This window comes from Burkholderia sp. BE12 (assembly GCF_002959955.1).
Taxonomy (GTDB): domain Bacteria; phylum Pseudomonadota; class Gammaproteobacteria; order Burkholderiales; family Burkholderiaceae; genus Burkholderia.
In genome coordinates, this window is record NZ_PREY01000005.1 from 175061 (window position 1) to 196245 (window position 21185).

The following is a 21185-nucleotide window of genomic DNA, read 5'->3' on the forward strand; positions in this document are numbered from 1 at the left end:
GCCGTCACGGCTCACGATGCACACGCGGCTCGCTGCGCGAACCGTGCTGCAACGCACGCGCATGCCGGCGCGACGGCCACGAGCCCGCGGCCGCGCACCGGCCTTACATGCGCGACGCGTCGGTGCCGGCCGCGACCACGTAGGCCGATGCCTGCTTCGTGCCATCCGGCTTCGTCTGCAGGTACACGCCCTGGATCTCCGGCTCGAAACCCGGCAGCGCGTTGATCCCGGCTTCGAGCGCACGGAAGTAGTCCAGCGCCGGGCCGCCCCACGCTTCGCCGGGCACCACGCAGAAGATGCCGGGCGGATAGGGCAGCGCGCCTTCGGCCGCGATCCGGCCTTCGATGCGATCGAGCGTGACGAGCTCGACGTTGTTGCGGATCAGCTCGGCATTCGCGGCCTGCGGCAGCATCGCCTGCTTCGGGAACTGCGCGCGCCGGAACATCTGTTTCTGCAGATGCTTCATGTCGTGGCTGCGGTAGAAATCGTGCATGCGCTGGCACAGCTGCCGCAGGCGCATGGTGCCGTACAGCTCCGGATACGCTTCGCACAGCGACGGAATCGCTTCGCGCAGCGGCGTGTCCTGATCGAGATGGCGCTCGAACTGCGCGAGGTGCGCGACCAGATGCTGCAGCTTGCCGAGGCTTTCCGACGGCGTGAGCAGGAACAGGATCGTATACAGGTCGGCCTTCTCGGGCACGACGCCGTGCTCGCGCAGGTAGCGCGCGAGGATCGGCGCCGGCGCGCCGAACGGCGCGTACTCGTGCGTGTCGCGATCGATGCCGGGCGTCGTCAGCAGCAGCTTGCACGGATCGACGAAGTACTGATCGTTCGCATAGCCTTCGAAACCGTGCCACGCGTCGGCCGGATGGAAGCGGAAGAAGCGCAGGTCGTCGACGATCTGCTCGGTCGGATAGTCGGCCCACGGGCGGCCGTCGACATGCTGCGGAACGAACGGGCGGATCTGGCGGCAGGTCTTCAGCAGCAGCTTGCGCGCATCGACGCCGTGCGCGACGCAGTCGCGCCACAGGCGCTTGCCGGCCGGGCCTGCGTGCATCTGCGCGTTGACGTCGAGCGCCGCGAACATCGGGTAGAACGGGCTCGTCGACGCGTGGATCATGTACGCGTTGTTGAAGCGTCGGTGATCGCAGAAGCGCTTCTGCCCTTCGATGTGGCTGTCCTTCTTGTGGATCTGCGACGTCTGCGAGAAGCCGGCCTGCTGCTTGTGCACCGACTGCGTGACGAAGATGCCCGGATCGTCGGGGCCGAGCGTCAGCATCAGCGGCGAGCAGTCCTGCATCATCGGGATGAACTGCTCGTAGCCGACCCACGCCGAATCGAACAGGATGTAGTCGCACAGATGCCCGATCCGGTCGACGATTTCGCGCGCGTTGTAGATCGTGCCGTCGTAGGTACCGAGCTGGATCACCGCGAGCCGGAACGGGCGCGGCAGGTCGGCGCGCTCGGGTGCGACGTCGCGGATCGCGTCGCGAATGCGCGCTTCGCCGAGCGCCGCGCTGTCGACGCCGCCGATGAGGCCCCACGCGTTGCGCGCGGTCTCGAGGTAGACCGGCCGCGCGCCGGACAGCACGAGCGCGCCGAGGTGCACCGATTTGTGGTTGTTGCGGTCGAACAGCACGAGATCGTCGGGCGCGAGCAGCGCGCTCGTGACGACCTTGTTCGACGTCGACGTGCCGTTCAGCACGAACCAGGTCTTGTCCGCGTTGTAGATCCTTGCGGCGTTGCGCTGCGCTTCCAGTGCGGGGCCTTCGTGAATCAGCAGGTCGCCGAGCCGGACGTCCGCGTTGCAGAGATCCGCGCGAAAGAGCGTCTCGCCGAAGAAATCGAAGAACATCCGGCCGAGCGGATGATTCGAGAAGAACTGGCCGCCCTGGTGGCCCGGGCAGTCGAATTCGACGTAGCCGCGCTGCACGTATTCGCGCATGACCTTGAAGAACGGCGGCAGCAGATTCTCGCTGTAGATGTCGGCGGCGGCGGAAATCTGCCGGCCGTGGTAATGGCGGCCGCCGTGCCGGAGCTGGATCACGCCGCTCGCGCTGGGCAGGACCGACGGCGGCACTTCCTGGTCGGGCTCGACCGCGACGAAGAACGGAATCGCGAAACCGGTTCTTTCGACGGTTTTCAGCACCTTTTCCGCGGAATCGATTCCGACGACGATTGCTGCGATATTCGTGAAATCGCTTTGAAATACGTCGACCTGTTCATGCGTGGTGAGGAAGGCGCCGATCAGCGCGGGTTCGACTGCGATTTTCAACAGGCTCACGCGAACTCTCCGGTAAATGACCTGAAACGGGAGCCGCATTCGCGCCGGCGCGAAATCCCGAACCGACACACATTGCAGCCGATTGAAACGATCCCGCGAATGCGGGATGCGAATGCGCACCGCACGAAGAACCCTTGCGCGGCGCGGCACCGCCGCCACGATCGGGCGGTGCCCGGCGCAGCCGATCGTAGCAACAAAGGCACGCGAATTCAATCGAGTCGAATCGACAATGCCATGGCGGCATGAGCACGATCAAATAATCGGCAATTGGTGTGCTGCGGTGCACATAAAAATGATCCAATGATGAAAACTGATTTGAAAGGTGCCGATGGTTTTACCGGATCGTCAGCTTTTCAGAGAAAGGCATCTATGGCATAGTCGGCTCCGAATTGGATGGCGAATCAAGCCGGAATTGCGAGCGTCTCATGCCGCTGCCCGTGACCTGCTGTCCGCGTGCTCGTGAGACGAACAATACCAATCGAAGCAACGCAACAGCGAGGGCAACACCATGAATACTTCTGTCGGCGGCATTCGTCGTCTCGGCATGCGTGCGCTACTGGTCGACGACGAAATCGCGCAGGAAACCGCGACCGGGCGTGCGGTTCGCACGCTGAGCGCGGAGCTCGCGCAACGCGGTGTCGACGTGCTGACGGCGACATCCGCCGATGATGCCATCGTGCTGGTTCGCTCCGATCCGTCGATCCAGTGCGTGCTGCTCGACTGGGATCTCGGCGTGGACGGCCACGGGCCGTCCGAGGCGGTGGTCGATGCAATCCGGCATCGCAACGGCAGCGTGCCGATCTTCCTGCTGGCCGACCGCAGCGTCGCGTCGTCGGTACCGGCGGCGGTGATGGGCAAGGTCGACGATTTCGTGTGGCTGCTCGAGGATACGGCCGATTTCATCGGCGGGCGCATCCATGCGGCGATCGAACGCTATCGCTCGACCGTCCTGCCGCCGATGTTCGGCGCGCTCGCGAAGTTCTCGCGCGTCTACGAATACTCGTGGCATACGCCCGGCCACACGGGCGGCACCGGCTTCCTGAAATCGCCGGTCGGCCGGGCGTTCTTCGAATACTTCGGCGAATCGCTGTTCCGCTCGGACCTGTCGATCTCGGTGGGCGAACTCGGCTCGCTGCTGGACCACTCCGGCCCGATCGGCGAAAGCGAGCGCTACGCGGCGCGCGTGTTCGGCGCGCATCGCACGTATCACGTGACGAACGGCTCGTCGACGTCGAACCGCATCATCCTGATGGCGAGCGTGAGCCGCGACCAGATCGCGCTGTGCGACCGCAACTGCCACAAGTCGGCCGAGCACGCGATGACGATGTCGGGCGCGATTCCGACTTACCTCGTGCCGACGCGCAACCGCTACGGGATCATCGGGCCGATCGCGTCGGAGCGCCTCACGCAGGCGGCGATCCGCGAAGCGATCGCATCGAATCCACTCGCGGCGGGGCTGGCGGACCGCCAGCCGAAGCATGCGATCGTCACGAACTCGACGTACGACGGCCTCTGCTACAACGTGACGCGTGTCGAGGAACTGCTCGGCGCGAGCGTCGATCGGCTGCACTTCGACGAAGCATGGTACGGCTACGCGCGTTTCAATCCGATCTACCGCGACCGCCATGCGATGCACGGCGACCCGCGCGACCACCACAAGGATCGGCCCACGGTATTCGCGACGCAGTCGACGCACAAGCTGCTGACCGCGCTGTCGCAGGCGTCGTACATCCACGTGCGCGACGGCCGCAGCCCGATTCCGCATGGCCAGTTCAACGAGACGTTCATGATGCACGCGTCGACGTCGCCGAACTACGCCATCATCGCGTCGAACGATGTCGCGGCCGCGATGATGGACGGCCCCGGCGGCGCCGCGCTGACGCACGAGTCGATCGAGGAGGCCGTCGCGTTCCGGCAGATGATCGCGCGGATGAACGGCGAATTCGGCGCGAAGGGCGACTGGTTCTTCGAATGCTGGCAGCCCGATACCGTGCTCGAGGCGCGCACGGGCCGCACGCTGCCGTTCCATGACGCGCCGCCCGAACTGCTTGCGAGCGACCCGGCATGCTGGGTGCTGCGCCCCGGCGCGCAATGGCACGGCTTCGGCAATATCGAGGACGGCTACTGCATGCTCGACCCGATCAAGGTGTCGATCGTCACGCCCGGTGTGGCGGCGGCCGGTGGACTGATGCCGGTCGGTATCCCGGCGAGTGTCGTGACCGCGTATCTCGATGCGCGCGGCATCGTCGTCGAGAAGACGACCGATTTCACGATCCTGTTCCTGTTCTCGATCGGCATCACGAAGGGCAAGTGGGGCTCACTCGTCAGCGCGCTGTGCGATTTCAAGCGCGACTACGACGCGAACCTGCCGCTCGACATGGCGATTCCGTCGCTCGCGAAGGAGCATGGCTCGCGCTATGCGGGCATGGGGCTGAAGGATCTGGCCGACACGATGTTCGCGGCGATGGAGCAGCTCGGCACGACGCGCCTGATGTCGGAGGCGTTCTCGATCCTGCCGAAGCCTGAGATGAGCCCGGTGCGCGCGTACGAGCATCTCGTGCAGGGCCGCATCGAGCAAGTGACGCTCGACGAGCTGGCCGGTCGCACGGTCGCCACCGGCGTCGTGCCGTATCCCCCGGGCATTCCGCTGTTGATGCCGGGCGAGAACGCGGGGCCGGCCGGCGGCCCGGTGCTCGGCTATTTGAAGGCGCTCGAAGCATATGACCGGCGTTTCCCGGGGTTCGCGCACGACACGCACGGCGTGGAGGTCGAGGACGGCACGTACCGCGTGTACTGCCTGACAGCCTGAAGCCCCGCCGGACGAACGAACGAGCGACCGGCCGCGCGGCGGCCTCACATCGAAGGATCGACACCATGGAAAACGCAGCGCGCATATCCGATGCGGTCACGGCGGCCGCGCCGAAGAACCGGATGAACGTCTGGCAGCTCACCATTCTCACGGCGGTCAACATGATGGGCTCCGGCATCATCCTGCTGCCGTCGAAGCTCGCGCAGGTCGGCACGATCTCGCTGCTGTCGTGGATCGTCACGGCCGGCGGCTCGCTCGCGCTGGCCTATGCGTTCGCGCGCTGCGGGATGCTGAGCCGCAAGCCGGGCGGGATGGGCGGCTACGCGGAGTACGCGTTCGGCAAGGCCGGCAACTACATGGCGAACTACACGTACGGGCTGTCGCTCGTGATCGCCAACGTCGCGATCGGTGTTACGGCGGTCGGTTACGGCACCGTGCTGTTCGACGCGACGCTGTCGCCGCTGCAGACGGGCCTGTGGACGATCTTCCTGCTCGTGCTGACGACGGTCGCGAACTTCGGCGGCTCGCGCATCACCGGCCGGATCGGCGCGGTGACGGTGTGGGGCGTGATCATTCCGGTCGTCGTCGTGTCGCTGATCGGCTGGTTCTGGTTCAGCGGCGCGACCTGGGGCGCGGCGTGGAATCCGCACCACATGCCGTTCGGCCCGGCCGTCGGCGGCTCGATCGCGGTGACGTTGTGGGCGTTTCTCGGGCTCGAATCGGCGTGCGCGAACTCGGACGCCGTGGAGAATCCGGAGCGCAACGTGCCGATCGCCGTGCTCGGCGGCACGATCGCGTCGGCGATCTTCTACATCGTGTCGACCAACGTGATCGCCGGGATCGTGCCGAACGCGATCCTCGCGAAATCGAATGCGCCGTTCGGCATCGCGTTCGCGACGATGTTCACGCCGACCGTCGGCGCGATCGTCACCGCGCTGATGGTGATCGCGTGCATCGGCTCGCTGCTCGGCTGGCAGTTCACGGTGGCGCAGGTGTTCAAGAGCTCGGCGGACGTCGGCTACTTCCTGCCGGTGTTCGCACGCGCGACGCGCACGGGCACGCCGATCGTCGGCATGGTGATCCTGCTGGTCGCGCAGGTCGCGCTGGCGCTGATGACGATCAGCCCGGAGCTGAGCAGCCAGTTCCAGAAGATCGTCGATCTCGCGGTCGTCACGAACCTCGTGCCTTACGTGATGTCGATGGCCGCGCTGATCACGATTCAGAAGGTCGCGAAGGTGCCGCCGGGCAAGGCGCTCGTGACGAACGTGATCGCGATGGTCGCGACCGCATACAGCTTTTACGCACTGTTCAGTTCGGGCGAGCAGGCGTTGATGCTCGGCGGCCTGTGCGTGTTCCTCGGCTGGACGCTGTTCGGCTTCGTCAGCGCGCGCTTCTACCAGATGGAAGTCGACGCGCACGTGAAGGAGCCGGGGAAGTCGTTGCAGGCGTGACGGCTACCGGTCTTACTTCGTCAGTAGCGGCGGGAGCGCCGTTTTCAGCAGATCGACGACGGCGCGCACGCGCGGCGGCAGCGGCCGCTGCGCATGCACCAGCACGTTGAGCGCGAAGTCGGGGACGTCGTATTGCGGCAGGAGGCGGACGAGCCGGCCGTGCGCGAGCGCATCGGCGCAAGCCGGGTGCTGGACCACGCCGATGCCGCCGCCCGCCGCGATCGTGTCGAACATCGGGCGCCAGTGGCTGGTGGTCATAACCGTCCGGATGCGCGCGTATTCGACTGCGTTGCCGTCACGCTGCAGCGGCACCTGTTCGTTCGCGAACACGCCTTTCACGCGAATGAACGGATGGTTCGCGAGATCGGCCTTCGTATCGAGCGGGCCGTGCCGGTCGAGATACGAAGGCGCGGCGACGAGCACGCGGCCGACCGCGCCGAGCGCATATGCGACGAATCCGCCATTGCCGAGCTGGCCGACCCGGATCGAAATGTCGACGCCCTCGGTGACCGGATCGACGATATCGTCGTTCAGCACCAGGTCGATGTGCAGTTTCGGATACGCGGTGCGGATCCGCATCAGCACGGCCGGCATCACGACCTCGCCGAAACATTGCGGCGCCGCGAGCCGGATCGTGCCGTCGAGCGCATTCTCCGTCTTCGAGACCGATGCAACGGCCAGTTCGGCCGCTTCGAGCATCGCCTTGCTGCGTTCGTAGAAGATGCGGCCTTCCTCCGTGCACGCGAGGGTCCGCGCACTGCGCATCAGCAGCCGCGTGCCGAGATGCTTTTCGAGTTTCTCGATGCGCTCGCTGACGGCCGGTTGGCCCATGTCGAGATCCCGCGCCGCGCCGGACATCGTGCCGCGCTCCACGACCCTGACGTAGATACGCATCGTCGCCAACAAATCCATGAAAGCGCGCCTTTTATCTTCCGGTTCGATTTTTGCCGATCGACGGATGGTACCAAAGCAGCGCACGGACGACGGTGTGCGCCGGGCCGATACTGACTATCGGCCGGAACGCGACCGACACCGCCGAAGCCGCGTGCGTTCATCCGCGCCGTGAGCGAAAATCGGCTTCCTTCCGCGCGACCGACAGGAGACCCGACATGACGCAACGGAATGAAGCCGGACGGACGCACTGCGTTGCATGGCAGATCGTGCAGACGTGGCAGGCGGCCGAATGGTGCCGGCTCGACGAGTCGAAAACGGGCATCGCGCTGTCGGGGGTGGTGGCGGGTGCGATCGACGGCACGCCGTTTCGCATCGAGTACGCGATCGCATGCGGGACCGATTGGCTCACGCGCTCGGCGCGCGTGACGCGGTGGACCGGTACGGCGGCGCCCCGGCAATGGGACATCGCCTGTGACGCAGGGCGGTGGACGATCGACGGCGTCGATGTGCCGATGCTTGCGGGCGCAACCGACATCGATCTCGGCTTCAGTCCGTCGACCAATACGCTGCCGATCCGGCGGCTGGCGCTCGCCGTCGGCGAGTCGGCCGCGATTCTCACCGCGTGGCTGCGGTTTCCGGATTTCGACATCGTGCGCGGCGAGCAGCGCTATACGCGCACGGCGCCGCACGTGTATCGATACGAGAGCGGTACCTATGCGGCCGATATCGCGATCGACGACGCGGGCCTCGTCACCGACTATGACGAATGGCGGCGCATCGGCGCGGCGCCTGCGTCGTGACGCGTCCCATCGCGAATCGCGTGCCTGCGCCGGCGGACATCAGCGCGCGCTGGCCACCGACAGCTTGCCCGGAATCAGCTTCAGCGTGCTGAACGCGTCGGCGATGTTCTGCTGATACGCGACCGTCGCATCGGTGATCGGCTGCACGCCGTAGCCGGCGCGCTTGAGCGCGACTTCGAGCGTCGGCGCGTCGAGGCCGACGAGCGGCGACAGTTGCGCGGCCACCTCGGGCACGTGATCGCGCGCCCAGCGATCGACCGCGTCGACTTCGTCGAGCAGCGCGCGCAGCACCTGCGGGTGCGCGGCCGCGTACTTGCGCGCCGCGAGGTAGTACTGCGTGTTGCGCACGAGCCCATCGCCGTTCGCGATCACGCGCGCGCCGAGCTGACGTTCGGCGGCGGCCAGATACGGATCCCAGATCACCCACGCATCGACGCTGCGCTGCACGAACGCGGCGCGCGCGTCGGCCGGCGTCAGGTAGATCGGCTGGATGTCGGCATACGTGAGGCCCGCATGCTCGAGCGCCTTCACCAGCAGATAGTGGACGTTCGAGCCCTTGTTGAACGCGACCTTCTTGCCGCGCAGTTGCGCGACGGTGCGGATCGGCGAATCGGGCAGCACGACGATCGCCTCGCCCTGCGGCGCGGGCGGCTCGTTGCCGATGTAGACGAAATCGACGCCGGCGGCCTGCGCGAAGATCGGCGGGGTTTCGCCGACCGTGCCGACGTCGATCGCGCCGGCATTCAGCCCTTCGAGCAATTGCGGGCCGGCCGGGAATTCGAGCCATTGCACGGTGACGCCCTGGCCCGCGAGACGCTTCTCGAGCGTGCCGCGCGCCTTGAGCACGACGAAGTTGCCGTATTTCTGGAAACCGATGCGCAACCGCGTGCCGCTGGCGTCGGCGCGCGCGGGCACGGCCGCGAGCGGCCCGAGCGCGAGCCCGGCCAGCCCGGCGGCCGCGCCGTGCAGCCACCGGCGGCGGCGCGGGTTCGCCGGGGTCGTTTCAAGGTCTGCGTGCGGTGTGTCGTTCATCGAGGCGTCCTGCTGGCGGGTTCACGGGTCGCGCGGGCATGGCGCGACCGGCACGGGACGCGGCCGGTGCCGGGCGATGCGCGCGGCCGGCCCGCGCCGGACTCAAGACGATACGGCCATGCGGGACGGCGGCCAACCAATGAATCCGCATATGCAAATCAGCGGCCGGACGATACGTGAACGATGACGCGGCAGGGCGCCGCCGCGCTCACTCGGTGACGAGCAGGCTTTCCTCGATCGAATCGACGCGGTCCGGATAGAACGCGAGGTGTCCGCGAATCGATTCGACCGCCGGATTCGGATGCTCGTACGTCCACACCGCATTGGTCGCGCGTTCGCCGCCGGCCGGAATCGAGTAGTACGCGCAATCGCCCTTGTACGGGCAGTAGGTCGCGTGGTCGGTGCGTTCGAGCAGCGACATGTCGGCATCCTCGCGCGGAATGTACAGCACCGCCGGATAACTGGCCTCGCGCAGCACCAGTGCATGGCGCGTATCGGCGACGACCTTACCGGCGACCTTCACGACCACGCGCGACGAGTGCGGCTCGATCAGGATCGGATGATCGGGGCCCGGCGACTTCACGGGACGAGAGGGCGTATCGGGGTTGATCGACATCGTGGGTCCTCCAGGAACGGGCGGCGCACCCGCGGGCGCGCCGTGCCGGCACGCGTGCGCCGGCGGATTCCCGCGCACCGGTGCCGGCGTTGGCCAACCGATACGATGCGCCAATTTCGCGGAACCTGCAGAGGGCCGGAAGGACGCCCGCCGCCGTGAGCGAATGGCGCTGCGTCATGACGCAGCGCCGGGCGCGTCGCGGCGGTGTTCGCGAGCATGTCCGCGGCGCTCGCATGGACATTCTCATGCAGGGGCAGCGGGATGCATCCGTGACGATAAGCAACGCGGAATTAATTGGTAAGCGATCGGCGGGATGCGCGCGAAGATCGACGGTCGTCATTCGCATGGCACCCTTTCTTCCCTCCGTCACCATGAAGAATCCTTTCGTTTCGTCAGCCGCGCGCCGTACGCGCGGCGTATCGCATGCCGGCGCCGCGCTGCGCTGGATCGTCGCGTCGCTATTGCTGGCCGGCGCCGCGACGCACGCGCTCGCGGCGCCCGCGGGCAAGACGCTCGTGTACTGCTCCGAAGGCAGCCCGGCCGGCTTCGATCCCGGCCAGCACACGACGAGCACCGATTTCGACGCGAGCACGTACACGATCTACAACGGGCTCGTGCAGTTCAAGCGCGGCACGCTCGATCTCGTACCTTCGCTGGCGACGAGCTGGGACGTGTCGCCCGACCAGCGCACGATCACGTTCCACCTGCGGCGCGGCGTGAAATTCCAGACGACCGCGTGGTTCAAGCCGACCCGGCCATTCCAGGCCGACGACGTCGTGTTCACGTTCCGCCGGATGCTCGACGCGGACGATCCGTTTCGCAAGGCCTATCCGGTCAGCTTCCCGTATTTCAGCGATCTCGGCTTCGACCGCAACATCGAGCGCATCGAGAAGGTCGACGACTATACGGTGCGCTTCGCGCTGAAGTCGCCCGACGTCGTATTCGTGCGCAATCTCGCGATGGCGTTCGCGTCGGTGCTGTCGGCCGAATATGCGTCGCAGCTCGCCGCACGCCATCGCGAGTCGGACATCAACCAGTTTCCGGTCGGCACGGGGCCGTTCCTGCTGCGCACGTACCAGAAGGACGCGCTGATCCGCTACGACGCGAATCCCGACTACTGGAAACCGGACGACGTGAAGCTCGCGCGCCTCGTGTTCGCGATCACGCCCGATCCGGCCGCGCGGTTGCAGAAGCTCGTGGCCGGCGAGTGCCAGGTGTCGGTGTTTCCGCGGCCGGCCGATCTCGAGACGGTGCGGCGCGACCCGAAGCTGACGCTGTTTTCGGGGACGGGCTTCAACGTCGGTTTCGTCGCGTACAACACGCAGCATCCGCCGCTCGATCGCGTCGACGTGCGGCGCGCGCTCGACATCGCGATCGACAAGACGGCGATCGTCAAGACCGTGTTCAACGGCGACGCGACGATCGCGACGAACCCGATGCCACCCGCGCAATGGTCGTACAACCCGCGCCTGAAGGACGCGCCGCGCGATCCGGCCGCCGCGAAAGCGCTGCTCGCGCAGGCCGGCTTTCCGAACGGCTTCGACCTGACGCTGTGGGCGATGCCCGTGCAGCGCCCGTACAACCCGAATGCACAGCTGATGGCGCAACTGATTCAACAGGACTGGGCGAAGATCGGCGTGCGCGCGAAGATCGTCAGCTACGAATGGGGCGAATACAACCGCCGCGCGAAGCACGACGGGCAGCACGACGCGATCCTGTACGGCTGGTCGGGCGACAACGGCGACCCCGACAACTGGCTCGGCACGCTGCTCGGCTGCGACGCGGTGCACGGCAGCAATCTCGCGAAGTGGTGCAACAAGGACTTCGAGCAACTGGTGACGGCGGCGCGATCGAATGCGGATGTCGCGAAGCGCACGGCGCTGTACGAGCAGGCGCAGGTGGTGTTCAAGGATCAGGTGCCGTTCACGCCGATCGCGACGTCGATCGTGTCGCTGCCGATTTCCAAACGCGTACACGGGCTGACGTTCTCGCCGCTCGGCGGACACCGGTTCGACGGTGTGTGGCTCGATTGACGGAGAAAAAAACCGGCGCGCCCTTGCGCGCCGGCGTTCGCCGCGTCAGTCGAGCGCGACGGCCGCGGCCGTTTCGACCGGCGTGCCTTCGCGCGTGACCGACGGCCGGCCGTCGAGGTCGATCGGCACGTTGCCGGTGTCCGTCGTGCGATAGCGCTGGCGGTCTCAGTCGAGATCGAAGAGGTCGACGGGGTGCGAGATGAGCTGCCGCAAGGTTGTCCCTGAACGCGATGCGGCGGGGTTGAATTATGCTTATCGCAGTGCGACCGGGGACGAAACCTCATCGCGCATGGGACGCAGTCCTCGCCGTAGCGCACGCGCCAGGCAGGATGTCGTTCAAGAGAACGGACATACGGAGACAGCCATGCAAGTCCAGGATCTGACAGGCGCGACGCTCGACTACTGGGTGGCGATGGCGCAAGACCTCGTCGACCCGCGCATCGACACGTCGGCATGTACAGCGATTCGCGAACCGGGCGGCGCGCCGACGCCGTTCGCGCCATCGTCGTCGTGGGCGGACGGCGGCCCGATCGTCGAGCGGCTGCCGTTCGCCGCGTTCGAGCGCGACGGCGGGCGGGGCGCGTGGCGCGCGGTGTTGCACCGGGCCGTGCCGGCCGCGGGCGAGCGCTGCACGTTCAATCAGTCGGGGCCGACGTTGCTGATCGCCGCAATGCGCACGCTCGTCGCGTCGACGTTCGGCGACGACGTGCCGGATCTCGATATGGCGCGGCCGCGCTGAACGCGTGCGCCGCCCCGCGTGGTACCACTCAGGCCGTCACGTTCCGGATGGCGATCGACGCGACGTCGACGCGGCGCGGCAGGATCGCGTCCGCCGCCGCGCGATCGGCGACGCGCTGCAGCACGTCGATGTCGGCACCGCTGAGGCTGCGCTGCGCGAGCGCGGCCCGGCGCGCGATATCGGTGGCCGCGTCGGTCGGCAGGCGCGTGAGCGATGCATAGACGCTCGCGTAGTCGGCCGGGTGCGCGAGCGCCCATTGGCCCGCACGGGCGAGCCGCGCGAGCACGTCCGCGAGCGCCGCGCGCTTGCCGCGATCGTCGAGGGTTTCGACCGGCGACGTGAGGAACGCGAGCCCCGAATTGATGCCGCTGCCGTCGCGGACGATGCGCGCGCCGCGTCGCACCGCATGCCCGTAGTACGGATCGAACGTGGCCCAGATGCCGATCCGCTTCGCCTCGAACGCGGCGAACGCGTCGACCGGCAGCACGAAGCGCACGTCGACGTCGCGCGGCGCGAGCCCGTGTTCGCGCAGCGCGCCGTACAACTGGTATTGCGAGATGCTGCCGCGCGCCGACGACACGATGACGGTTTGCCCTTTCAGATCGGCCACCGTGCGAACCGGCGAGTCGGGCTGCACGACGATGCCGAGCGACGTCGGCGAGCCGACGCGCGTCGCGACGATCCGCAGCGACGGATCGCCGAGCGCGGCCGTCAGGACGGGCAGGTCGCCGGCCGGCGCGAGATCGATCGCGCCCGCGCGCTGCGCTTCGAACAGCGGCGCGGCGCCCTGGAAGTTGGCCCAGCGGAACCGGTACGGCGTGCCGTCGAGCACGCGCGCCGCTTCGGCCAGCGCCCGCAGGCCGCCGGCCTGGTCGCCAAGCACGAGCGTGACGCCCGACAGGTCGGCGCCGGCCGCGCGGGCGGGCAGTGCGAGGCCGCCCGCGAGCGGCGCGGCGGCGAGGGCGGCAAGGCGCTGCAGCGCGCGGCGGCGTGTCGTGGCGAAAGCGTGATTCATCGGCGGCGTGTCCTCGGTGATCCGCGCGCGGGCGGCGCGGCTGCCGGGCAGGTTACGGAATCGGTTTCCGGCCGACAAACATCGAATCGTGAAATGCATATTCGCGCGGGGCGGGCGGTGCGGCCCGGTGGCGCGCCGACGCCCGGGCGCTTGCGCGGCCGCCTTACGCGGCCGGCGCGATCGTGCGCAGGAAGGCCCGCACGGCTGGCGCCTTTTCGAAGCGCCGGTGCGCGAGCGCGAGTTCCGACTTGATCGGCTTGCCGGCGATCGGCCGGTACACGACGCCCGGCAGCGACACGCAACCGGCGAGCGCATCGGGAATCACCGCGACCCAGCCGTTCACCGATACGCACGCGAGGACCGCGAGCAGGCCGCCCGGCCGCGCGGCGACGACCGGCGCGAAGCGGCCGCGGCGCGCGACTTCGAGCGTGCCGAGCTCCTGTTCGGGCACCGCGAAGCGCGCGTCGGCGAGGTCAGCCGCGCGCACGGCCGCCATCGCCGCATAGCGCGAATCGGCCGGCACGGCCGCGACGAACACGTCGCGCTGTAGCGTGACGATCCGCAGCCCGCCCGGTAACGGCAGCGGCGGGCGCACGTACGCGAGGTCGAGCCGGCCCGTGTCGAGCTGGTTCGCGACGTCGTCCATCGGCACTTCGCGCAGGTTCAACTCGATGCGTGGATGCGAGGCGCGGAACGCGCCGACGGTGCGCTGCAGCGTGCCCGAATAGACGGCCGACGACACGTAGCCGATCTCGATCCGGCCGAGTTCGCCGCGTTCTGCCAACGTGGCGAGTTCGCGGCCGCGCTGCAGATGGTCGAGCGCGGCGCGCGCTTGCGCGAGATAGGCCTCGCCGGCCGCGCTCAGCGTGACCGCGCGGCGCGACCTGTGAAAAAGCCGCACGCCGAGCACGCGCTCGGCCTCCTGAATCTGCCGCGTGAGCGCGGGCGGCGCCATGTCGAGCGCTTCGGCCGCGCGCGCGAAATGCAGGTGTTGCGCGACGCTCAGGAACGCGCGTACGTGACGGAATTCGAGCTGGCTCATGGTTGCAATTTTCGTCAATAAAACAGCGTTGAAACATCAATGACAGGCAATACCGGGCAAGCCTAGCATACGGCTCGTTCATCCTGTTCCGGAGTGGCCGATGTCCCAGTCTTCACCGGCGTCGCGCGCGAGCGCGGCTGTCGCCCCGCACGCGGGGGCACGCCTGCCTGCCGCCGCGACGCTCGCCGTCGCGTCCGCAACCTGCTCGCTCATCGTGCTCGATACGAACGTGGTGGCCGTGTCGCTGCCGAGCATCGCGCGCGGCTTTCACGCGAGCTTCGCCGACATCGAATGGGTCGTGAGCGCGTACATGACCGCGTTCGCCGCGTGCCTGCTGCCGGCCGGCGGGCTCGCCGACCGCTTCGGGCGCAAGCGGATGCTCTTCGCGGGGCTCGCGCTCTTCTTTGTCGCGTCGCTCGGCTGCGGCATCGCGACGTCGGCCGGCTGGCTGATCGCCGCACGTGCGGTGAAGGGCGGCGGCGCCGCGCTGCTGCTGACCGCGGCGCTCGCGGTAATCGCGAACCGTTTCCCGGACGGACGCGAACGGGCGCGCGCGTGGGCGATCTGGGGCATGTGCATGGGGATCGCGACGGCCATCGCGCCGCTCGTCGGCGGCGCGATCACGCAATGGATCGGGTGGCGCTGGGTGTTCCTGCTGAACCTGCCCGTCTGCGTGCTGCTGGCGGCCGGCGCACGCATGGCGATCGACGAATCGAACGATCCGCATGCGAAACGCGTGGACGCGGCCGGCAGCCTGCTGTTCGGCGCAGCGCTCGCCAGTGCGATCGCGGCGCTGATCGGCGCGCCGTCGCACGGCTGGCTGTCGGCCGCGACGCTTGGCCGGCTCGCGCTCGCGGCCGCGCTGCTGGCGGCATTCATCGGCGCGGAGCGCTGGCAGGCGCGGCCGATGATCGATCTCGCGCTGTTCCGCCAGCCGCGCTTCGTCGGCGCCGTGCTCGCGATGTTCGGTTACGCGGCGTGCGCGCAGGTGATGATGACGTTCCTGCCGCTGTACCTGCAAAACGCGTTCGGGATGTCGGCGATCGACGCGGGGCTCGGGATGCTGCCGTTCGCGGTCGCGATGATCGCCGGCCCGTCGCTCGGCGCGGCGCTCGCCGCGCGCGTGTCGTCCGGCGGCGTGCTGGCGGGCGGACTCGCGCTGATCGGCGCGGGCAACCTCGCGACCGCGGCGCTGACCGCCAGCGGCGACTATCGGCTCGTCGCGCTCGGCATGTTCGTGACGGGGTGCGGCGCCGGCATCATGAACGGCGACACGCAGAAGGCGATCATGGCGTGCGTGCCGCCGAATCGCACGGGCATGGCGTCGGGCATCAGCACGACGACGCGCTTCTCGGCGATCGTCACGGCCGTCGGCGTGCTCGGCGCGGTGCTGGCCGCGAGTACGCATGCCCGGCTCGTGAGCCTGTTGTCCGCGACCCCCGGCCTGCGCGCGTTCGCCGATGCATCGTTCATGTCGAGCCTGCTGGCCGGCGACCTCGCGCAGGCGCTCGGCCGCGTGCCGCCGTCGGCTGCCGGTGCGCTCGCGCAGGCGGCGCCGGTCGCGTTCGCAAGCGGGTTCGCCGCTGCGCTGACGGTGAGCGGCGTGCTGGCGCTCGGTGCGGCCGTCGTTGCATACAAGTTGCTTGCGCAACAGGTGCGTGGAGGGGCGTGACGTCGCGCACGCTCTGCTGTCGACGTTCGGGTTGATCGTGTCGCTATCGGTGCTGCCCGTACTCGCGCGGCACGTCGTTTCGATCCGTCAGCCTTTCAGCGCGTCGCGATCGATCCGCGCGTCGTGCAGGTCGCGCGTGGCGTTACGCAGTTTCGCCTGCTTGTCGGCGAGCTTGCGTTGCGCGTTGTTCAGCTTCTTTGCGTCGCCGAGTGTCTCGGCTTCGTGGACGCGCGCCTCCGCGTTGCGTACTTCGTCTTCCGCGTTGCGCAGGTCACGCGCCTTGTCGGTCAGCTTGCGTTCGGCGCGTGCGAGCTGGCCGGCGTCCGTGCAGTTGGCCTTGATTCGTTCGAGCGCGGCCTGCTGGTGCATCGCCTGTTGCGTGTTGCCGAACCGCTTCGCGTTGTCGATCTGCGTGTGTAGCGCGCGGATGCGGGTCGCGCAGTCCTGAGTGCCGGCGAATGCGCCGGTGCTCGCGAATAGCGCGACCGGGACGGCCAGCGCGATGAGTGCGTTCTTCATGTGGATTTCCTCGATTCGATACGGCGGCTACGGGCGTTCGCGAGGCGACGTCCGTCGGTACGTGTTCAAGGCGCCATTCTGACGAGTCGACGCGGCGCGGGTAAATAGGACCGGTCTGACATGCAGAGGTCGAGCGCACGCTTTCGGCCCAGGTGTGGCGCCGGTCAGTGCGACTTCGTCGCGATGCGATGGATGCGTGCCGCCTGCGCGACGCGCGCCGTGTGTGATGCGTGGCAATGCGCGGCCGGCCCGCGGCGCGTGCGGCGGGTAGGCTCGGGCGGCTCGGCCACGGCCGGCACGGTCGTCGGGGTGTCCGCATCGGCCCGGGAAGCGACGACCGCGGCGAACGCTGCGACCGCCGGCAGCATCGCCTCGGCGTCGAGCCACGCGCGCGTCGCTTCGGCAATCAGTGCGCGCAGCCACCGACCGCCTTCCGCGCACGATCCCGATTCATTCCACGTCATCCGGTACACGATGTCCGGCGGCTCGGCCGGCAGCGCGACCGCGGCGAGCGGCAGCAGCTTCGCGTAGTGCCGCGCGAGCCGGTACGTGGTGGTGAGGATCAGGTCGCTGCGCACGAGCGCATGCGCGGCGAGCTCGAAGTGCGGCAGCGTGACGACGATGCGCCGCTGCAGGCCCACGCGTTCGAGCTGCCGGTCGATCGCGCCGGACGCTTCGAGCCACGACGGCGTCGGGCACAGCTGAGGCGCCGCCGCGAACCCGGCCGCCGTCATCGCGCCGCGCCGCGCGAGCGGATGGGTCGCGCGCATCAGGCACACGACGCGATCGTCGAACAGGTCGTCCTGCCGGAAGCGCGACCGGCGTGCGGGCCGGTTGTCGATCACGACGTCGAGTTCGCCGTCGGCCAGCGCGCGCTCGTCGTCGAAGCCGTCGCCGAGCGGATGAAACACCAATTGCGCGTTCGGCGCCCGCTCGCGAAACAGCGCGACGAGCTTCGGCACGAACAGCACGTTCAGGTAGTCGGGGCAGCCGATCCGGTAGGTGCGCACCGAGGTGCGGGCGTCGAACGTCGGCTGCTGGATGCGGATGAAGTCGATCACGCGCAGCGCGTTACGCAGCGGCTCGATCAACCGCGCGCCGAACTCGGTCGGCACCATCCCGTAGCGGCTGCGTACGAGCAGCGGATCGCCGAGCAGCGTGCGCAGGCGTTTGAGCGCGGCGCTCGTCGCCGGCTGCGACATGTTCAGGCGCACGGCCGCACGCGACACGGTACGCTCGGTCAGCAGCATGAGCAGGACGCGCATCAGCCGTGCATCGAGCACGTCGAGCGCGCCCGCGGCGTCGGACGCGTCGCGGGGCAGGGCCGGCGGGTCTAGCGGGTTGCGCATGCCGATACGCTTCCCGGTGAGACGGGGCGTGCGCGCCACGCGGCAACCGGCCGGCGGGCCATCATTTTGCGAAGGTTCCAGGCCAGCCGACGATCCGCTTCGGGCGCGGCGGCGCGTACGTGCGGACCTTCGACGTCTTCAGCTTCAGGCGCACCAGCGACTCGGCGAGCGCGACCGCCGCCGACACGCCGTCGACCACCGGTACACCCGTGCATTCCTCGATCTGCCGGTCGAGGCCGGCCATCCCGCCGCAGCCGAGGCAGATCACTTCCGCGTGATCGTCCTTCACCGCGCGCTGCGCCTGGCCGACGATCGACTCGATCGCGCGGGCCGGATTCTCTTCGAGTTCGAGCACCGCGAGGCCGCTCGCGCGCACCGACGCGCAGTGCGCGTCGAGCCCGGCGAGCTTCAGGCGATCCTCGATCAGCGGCACCGTGCGGTCGAGCGTCGTGACGACGGAGTAGCGATGGCCGAGCAGCATCGCGATGCTCGCGGCCGCTTCGGTGATGTCGACGACGGGCACCGTCAGCAGTTCCTGCAGCCCCTCGCGGCCGTGTTCGCCGTAGCCGGCCTGGATCACGGCATCGTACGGTTCGTCGTAGCTCAACACGCGATCCATCACGGCGATCGCCGCGAGGTAGCTCTCGAAGTTGCCTTCGATCGACTCAGCGCCGAAGCGCGGCGTCAGCCCGACGATCTCCGTGCCGGGCGACGCGGCGGCCTGCGCCTGCGCGGCGATCGCGTCGGTGATCGACTCGGTCGTGTTGACGTTGACTACCAGGATCCTCATCGGTGACTCCGTATGCGTGTGTCAGTGTTGCGCGCAGGCGACCGCGATGTGTTCGCCCGAGCGCGCTTCGTAGTGCCGTTTGCGATCGGCCAGCAGCCAGTACACGCTGCCCGCGATCGCGGCGCCGAGCAGCCACGAGAACGGCGTCATCGCGCTGAAGGCCGGCACGACGGCGAGCGTGATCGAGATCAGCGCGGACGGCACGAGCGCCGCGAGCGCCTTGCGGTTCACGCCGCGCGTGTAGAAGTAGGCGCCGGACGGCGCTTCGGTATAGAGATCGGGCACGTTCACGCGCTGCTTGCGCACGAGCCAGTAGTCGACCGTGATGATCCCGTACAGCGGGCCGAGCAGCGCACCGAGGCCGGACAGGAAGTAGACGATCACGATCGGGCTGTTGTACAGGTTCCACGGCAGGATCAGCACGGCGATCGTCGCGCTGATCAGGCCCGCGCGGCGGAACGACAGACGGTGCGGCGCGAGGCTCGTCAGCACGAAGGCCGGCGCGACGAAGTTCGCCATGATGTTCACGGCCACCGTCACGATCAGGAATGCCAGGCAGCCGAGCACGAGGAACAGCTTGTTCGGCACCGTCGCGATGATTTCCGTCGGGCTGTGGATGATGTGGCCGTTCAGCTCGAACTGCGCGCCCGCGAGCACGAAGCTGATCGTCGCGAACACGAGGATGTTGACCGGCAGGCCCCAGAAGTTGCCGACGCGCACGGTCTTCGCGCTCGGCGACGAACGGGAGAAGTCGCAGAAGTTGAGCACCAGCGTGCCGTAGATCGCGAGCCACAGCGAGCCGCCCGCGAGGATTTGCGTCCACATCTTCAGGCCGGTCATCGGCTTGCCGATCGACATCGCGAGATGGCCGCCGGTGCGGCTGAGCATCCACGCGGCGAGCGACAGCGTCGTGACGAGGATCACCGGGCCGGCGAGCCCTTCGTACTTGCGGACCGTCTCCATTCCGTACGTGAGGATGCCGATCTGCACCAGCCAGATCGCGACGAACGTGATCCAGCCGAGCGTCGACAGCCCGAAGATCGCATTCTGGTCGAAGGCGGCGAGGGCCGGCCAGATCGCGGTGAGCAGCACGCGCAGCACGACCGACGCGAGATAGGTCTGGATGCCGAACCATGCGATCGCGATCACCGCGCGGATCATCGCGGGCAGCAGCGCGCCGTAAATGCCGAAGCTCATCCGGCTGATCACCGGGAACGGCACGCCGGTCTTCTGGCCCATGTAGCCGGTGAGATTCATGAAGCAGTACACGAGCACCGCGCCGATCGCGAGCGACGCGAGCATCTGCCAGCCCGACAGGCCCAGCGCGAACAGCCCGATCGCGAACGAGTAGTTCGCGATGTTGTGCACGTCGTTGGTCCATAGCGCGAAGATGCTGTAGCGGCCCCATGTGCGGCCTTCGGCCTTGGTCGGCGCGAGATCGGGGTTGTGCAGCCGCGGGCTCAGCGCGGGATCGCGCGCGGCCGTGTCGGTTCGATGCGATGCGTCGTCCGCGCCGAGCCCGATGCCCGCGCGGTGGATGGCTTCCAGTTGCACGCCGTTGTCTCCTTCCATGTGCGGGGCGCGAAACCGCGCCGCGTGTGTACGCAGCGCGGCCCCGGCCGCCGTGGACGTTATGTCTCGGATTTGTTCCCGAGTATGGGCGGCGGCCCTGACGATGGGAAATTAAATATTCGGCTGGGCGTCATTCGAAAAATGAATGCGACGCACGCGGCCGCGGCGGCCGGGGACGGCACGCAAATTGCGAATCAGCGGGTTCCATCCACATCGACATCAGCGGAGGTGTCATGCAGCGATATTCATTTCGTCACGTATCGCGAGCCGTCTTCGCCGGCATCCTGATCGCGGGCCTGGCGGCAGGCGCGGGTTGCCAGAAGAAGGGCGACAACGGCGCAGCCAGTTCCGACTCGAGCGCGGCGAGCGGCATGTCGGCCGCGCCTTCGACCGCGCCATCGGGCATGCCGAGCAGCGGGGCGGCCGGCAGCAGCGGCGATACCGGTGCAAGCATGCCGGGCGCTGCTTCCGCGCCGGCCGGCGCGAGCGGCGGCTGACGCACGGTGGGCGGTCGGGCGGACGGCGCGCGAGCGTGCGGTCCGCCGGCGGTGCCGTGCCGGTGGCACGC

The 21185-nt window shown here is 68.2% G+C and carries 17 protein-coding genes; 6 read left to right on the forward strand and 11 right to left on the reverse strand.

The features are described from left to right. Positions 1-103 precede the first annotated feature (103 nt). On the reverse strand, positions 104-2284 hold the full coding sequence (locus C4B30_RS07510) for an ornithine decarboxylase (RefSeq protein WP_199779059.1): 2181 nt from the start codon (positions 2282-2284) through the stop codon (positions 104-106). 508 nt (positions 2285-2792) lie between these two features. Here C4B30_RS07510 and C4B30_RS07520 point away from each other — a divergent pair. Together C4B30_RS07520 and potE are read left to right on the forward strand one after the other, a co-directional pair. Further along, complete coding sequence (locus tag C4B30_RS07520; RefSeq protein ID WP_105132244.1) at positions 2793-5093, forward strand: Orn/Lys/Arg decarboxylase N-terminal domain-containing protein; 2301 nt, start codon at positions 2793-2795, stop codon at positions 5091-5093. A gap of 65 nt (positions 5094-5158) precedes the next feature. Beyond that, a complete protein-coding gene (gene potE, locus C4B30_RS07525) occupies positions 5159-6544 on the forward strand; it encodes a putrescine-ornithine antiporter (RefSeq protein WP_105132245.1) in 1386 nt (461 codons plus the stop codon). Between the two features lie 12 nt (positions 6545-6556). Here potE and C4B30_RS07530 read toward each other — a convergent pair whose 3' ends face one another. After that, on the reverse strand, positions 6557-7456 hold the full coding sequence (locus C4B30_RS07530) for a LysR family transcriptional regulator (RefSeq protein WP_105132246.1): 900 nt from the start codon (positions 7454-7456) through the stop codon (positions 6557-6559). Positions 7457-7653: 197 nt separating this feature from the next. Between C4B30_RS07530 and C4B30_RS07535 the strand changes: the two genes are divergently transcribed. Next, complete coding sequence (locus C4B30_RS07535) at positions 7654-8238, forward strand: putative glycolipid-binding domain-containing protein (protein ID WP_105132247.1); 585 nt, start codon at positions 7654-7656, stop codon at positions 8236-8238. Between the two features lie 39 nt (positions 8239-8277). On the opposite strand, the gene C4B30_RS07540 is transcribed toward C4B30_RS07535, so the two are convergent. Further along, complete coding sequence (locus tag C4B30_RS07540; RefSeq protein WP_089501545.1) at positions 8278-9270, reverse strand: sulfonate ABC transporter substrate-binding protein; 993 nt, start codon at positions 9268-9270, stop codon at positions 8278-8280. A gap of 208 nt (positions 9271-9478) precedes the next feature. Next, on the reverse strand, positions 9479-9886 hold the full coding sequence (locus C4B30_RS07545) for a DUF427 domain-containing protein (RefSeq protein ID WP_027782710.1): 408 nt from the start codon (positions 9884-9886) through the stop codon (positions 9479-9481). A 371-nt stretch (positions 9887-10257) separates the two neighbouring features. On the opposite strand from C4B30_RS07545, the gene C4B30_RS07550 reads away from it, so the two are divergent. Together C4B30_RS07550 and C4B30_RS07560 are read left to right on the forward strand one after the other, a co-directional pair. Next, positions 10258-11919, forward strand: coding sequence for an ABC transporter substrate-binding protein (locus tag C4B30_RS07550; RefSeq protein WP_105132248.1), 1662 nt, complete (start codon positions 10258-10260; stop codon positions 11917-11919). Between the two features lie 364 nt (positions 11920-12283). After that, positions 12284-12658 (forward strand): phage protein NinX family protein, encoded by a 375-nt coding sequence (locus C4B30_RS07560; protein WP_105132249.1) that lies wholly within the window; start codon positions 12284-12286, stop codon positions 12656-12658. Between the two features lie 28 nt (positions 12659-12686). Here C4B30_RS07560 and C4B30_RS07565 read toward each other — a convergent pair whose 3' ends face one another. Beyond that, a complete protein-coding gene (locus C4B30_RS07565) occupies positions 12687-13673 on the reverse strand; it encodes an ABC transporter substrate-binding protein (RefSeq protein WP_105132311.1) in 987 nt (328 codons plus the stop codon). Positions 13674-13836: 163 nt separating this feature from the next. Beyond that, positions 13837-14715 (reverse strand): LysR family transcriptional regulator, encoded by an 879-nt coding sequence (locus C4B30_RS07570; RefSeq protein ID WP_105132250.1) that lies wholly within the window; start codon positions 14713-14715, stop codon positions 13837-13839. Between the two features lie 100 nt (positions 14716-14815). Here C4B30_RS07570 and C4B30_RS07575 point away from each other — a divergent pair, with 100 nt between their 5' ends. Next, positions 14816-16387 carry an MFS transporter gene (locus C4B30_RS07575; RefSeq protein WP_105132251.1) on the forward strand — a complete coding sequence of 524 codons (1572 nt, stop codon included), beginning with the start codon at positions 14816-14818 and terminating at the stop codon, positions 16385-16387. Positions 16388-16474: 87 nt separating this feature from the next. Here the strand turns inward: C4B30_RS07575 and C4B30_RS07580 are convergent, their stop codons facing one another. The 5 genes from C4B30_RS07580 to C4B30_RS07605 all read right to left on the reverse strand — a co-directional run bounded on the left by C4B30_RS07580 (position 16475) and on the right by C4B30_RS07605 (position 21119). Beyond that, on the reverse strand, positions 16475-16906 hold the full coding sequence (locus C4B30_RS07580) for a DUF1090 family protein (RefSeq protein ID WP_105132252.1): 432 nt from the start codon (positions 16904-16906) through the stop codon (positions 16475-16477). A 164-nt stretch (positions 16907-17070) separates the two neighbouring features. Further along, the gene (locus C4B30_RS07585) at positions 17071-18255 is read right to left on the reverse strand and encodes a LysR family transcriptional regulator (RefSeq protein ID WP_105132253.1); all 1185 of its coding nucleotides are present in this window, start codon (positions 18253-18255) and stop codon (positions 17071-17073) included. Between the two features lie 61 nt (positions 18256-18316). Further along, entirely contained in the window at positions 18317-19045 is a 729-nt protein-coding gene (locus C4B30_RS07590; protein ID WP_105132254.1) for an aspartate/glutamate racemase family protein, read from the reverse strand. Positions 19046-19066: 21 nt separating this feature from the next. Beyond that, positions 19067-20617, reverse strand: coding sequence for an NCS1 family nucleobase:cation symporter-1 (locus tag C4B30_RS07595; protein WP_105132255.1), 1551 nt, complete (start codon positions 20615-20617; stop codon positions 19067-19069). Positions 20618-20870: 253 nt separating this feature from the next. Next, positions 20871-21119: a hypothetical protein gene (locus C4B30_RS07605; protein WP_230469084.1), complete on the reverse strand. Its 249-nt coding sequence runs from the start codon at positions 21117-21119 to the stop codon at positions 20871-20873. Positions 21120-21185 lie beyond the last annotated feature (66 nt).

Excerpts from the sequence above, each read along its gene's own strand:
- C4B30_RS07530 (WP_105132246.1), bottom strand. The coding sequence starts at position 7,456 with ATGGATTTGTTGGCGACGATGCGTATCTACGTCAGGGTCGTGGAGCGC.
- C4B30_RS07560 (WP_105132249.1), top strand. The coding sequence starts at position 12,284 with ATGCAAGTCCAGGATCTGACAGGCGCGACGCTCGACTACTGGGTGGCG.
- C4B30_RS07595 (WP_105132255.1), bottom strand. The coding sequence starts at position 20,617 with ATGGAAGGAGACAACGGCGTGCAACTGGAAGCCATCCACCGCGCGGGC.
- C4B30_RS07550 (WP_105132248.1), top strand. The coding sequence starts at position 10,258 with ATGAAGAATCCTTTCGTTTCGTCAGCCGCGCGCCGTACGCGCGGCGTA.
- C4B30_RS07520 (WP_105132244.1), top strand. The coding sequence starts at position 2,793 with ATGAATACTTCTGTCGGCGGCATTCGTCGTCTCGGCATGCGTGCGCTA.
- C4B30_RS07565 (WP_105132311.1), bottom strand. The coding sequence starts at position 13,673 with ATGAATCACGCTTTCGCCACGACACGCCGCCGCGCGCTGCAGCGCCTT.
- C4B30_RS07535 (WP_105132247.1), top strand. The coding sequence starts at position 7,654 with ATGACGCAACGGAATGAAGCCGGACGGACGCACTGCGTTGCATGGCAG.
- C4B30_RS07585 (WP_105132253.1), bottom strand. The coding sequence starts at position 18,255 with ATGCGCAACCCGCTAGACCCGCCGGCCCTGCCCCGCGACGCGTCCGAC.
- C4B30_RS07540 (WP_089501545.1), bottom strand. The coding sequence starts at position 9,270 with ATGAACGACACACCGCACGCAGACCTTGAAACGACCCCGGCGAACCCG.
- C4B30_RS07580 (WP_105132252.1), bottom strand. The coding sequence starts at position 16,906 with ATGAAGAACGCACTCATCGCGCTGGCCGTCCCGGTCGCGCTATTCGCG.
- C4B30_RS07575 (WP_105132251.1), top strand. The coding sequence starts at position 14,816 with ATGTCCCAGTCTTCACCGGCGTCGCGCGCGAGCGCGGCTGTCGCCCCG.
- potE (WP_105132245.1), top strand. The coding sequence starts at position 5,159 with ATGGAAAACGCAGCGCGCATATCCGATGCGGTCACGGCGGCCGCGCCG.
- C4B30_RS07545 (WP_027782710.1), bottom strand. The coding sequence starts at position 9,886 with ATGTCGATCAACCCCGATACGCCCTCTCGTCCCGTGAAGTCGCCGGGC.
- C4B30_RS07570 (WP_105132250.1), bottom strand. The coding sequence starts at position 14,715 with ATGAGCCAGCTCGAATTCCGTCACGTACGCGCGTTCCTGAGCGTCGCG.
- C4B30_RS07590 (WP_105132254.1), bottom strand. The coding sequence starts at position 19,045 with ATGAGGATCCTGGTAGTCAACGTCAACACGACCGAGTCGATCACCGAC.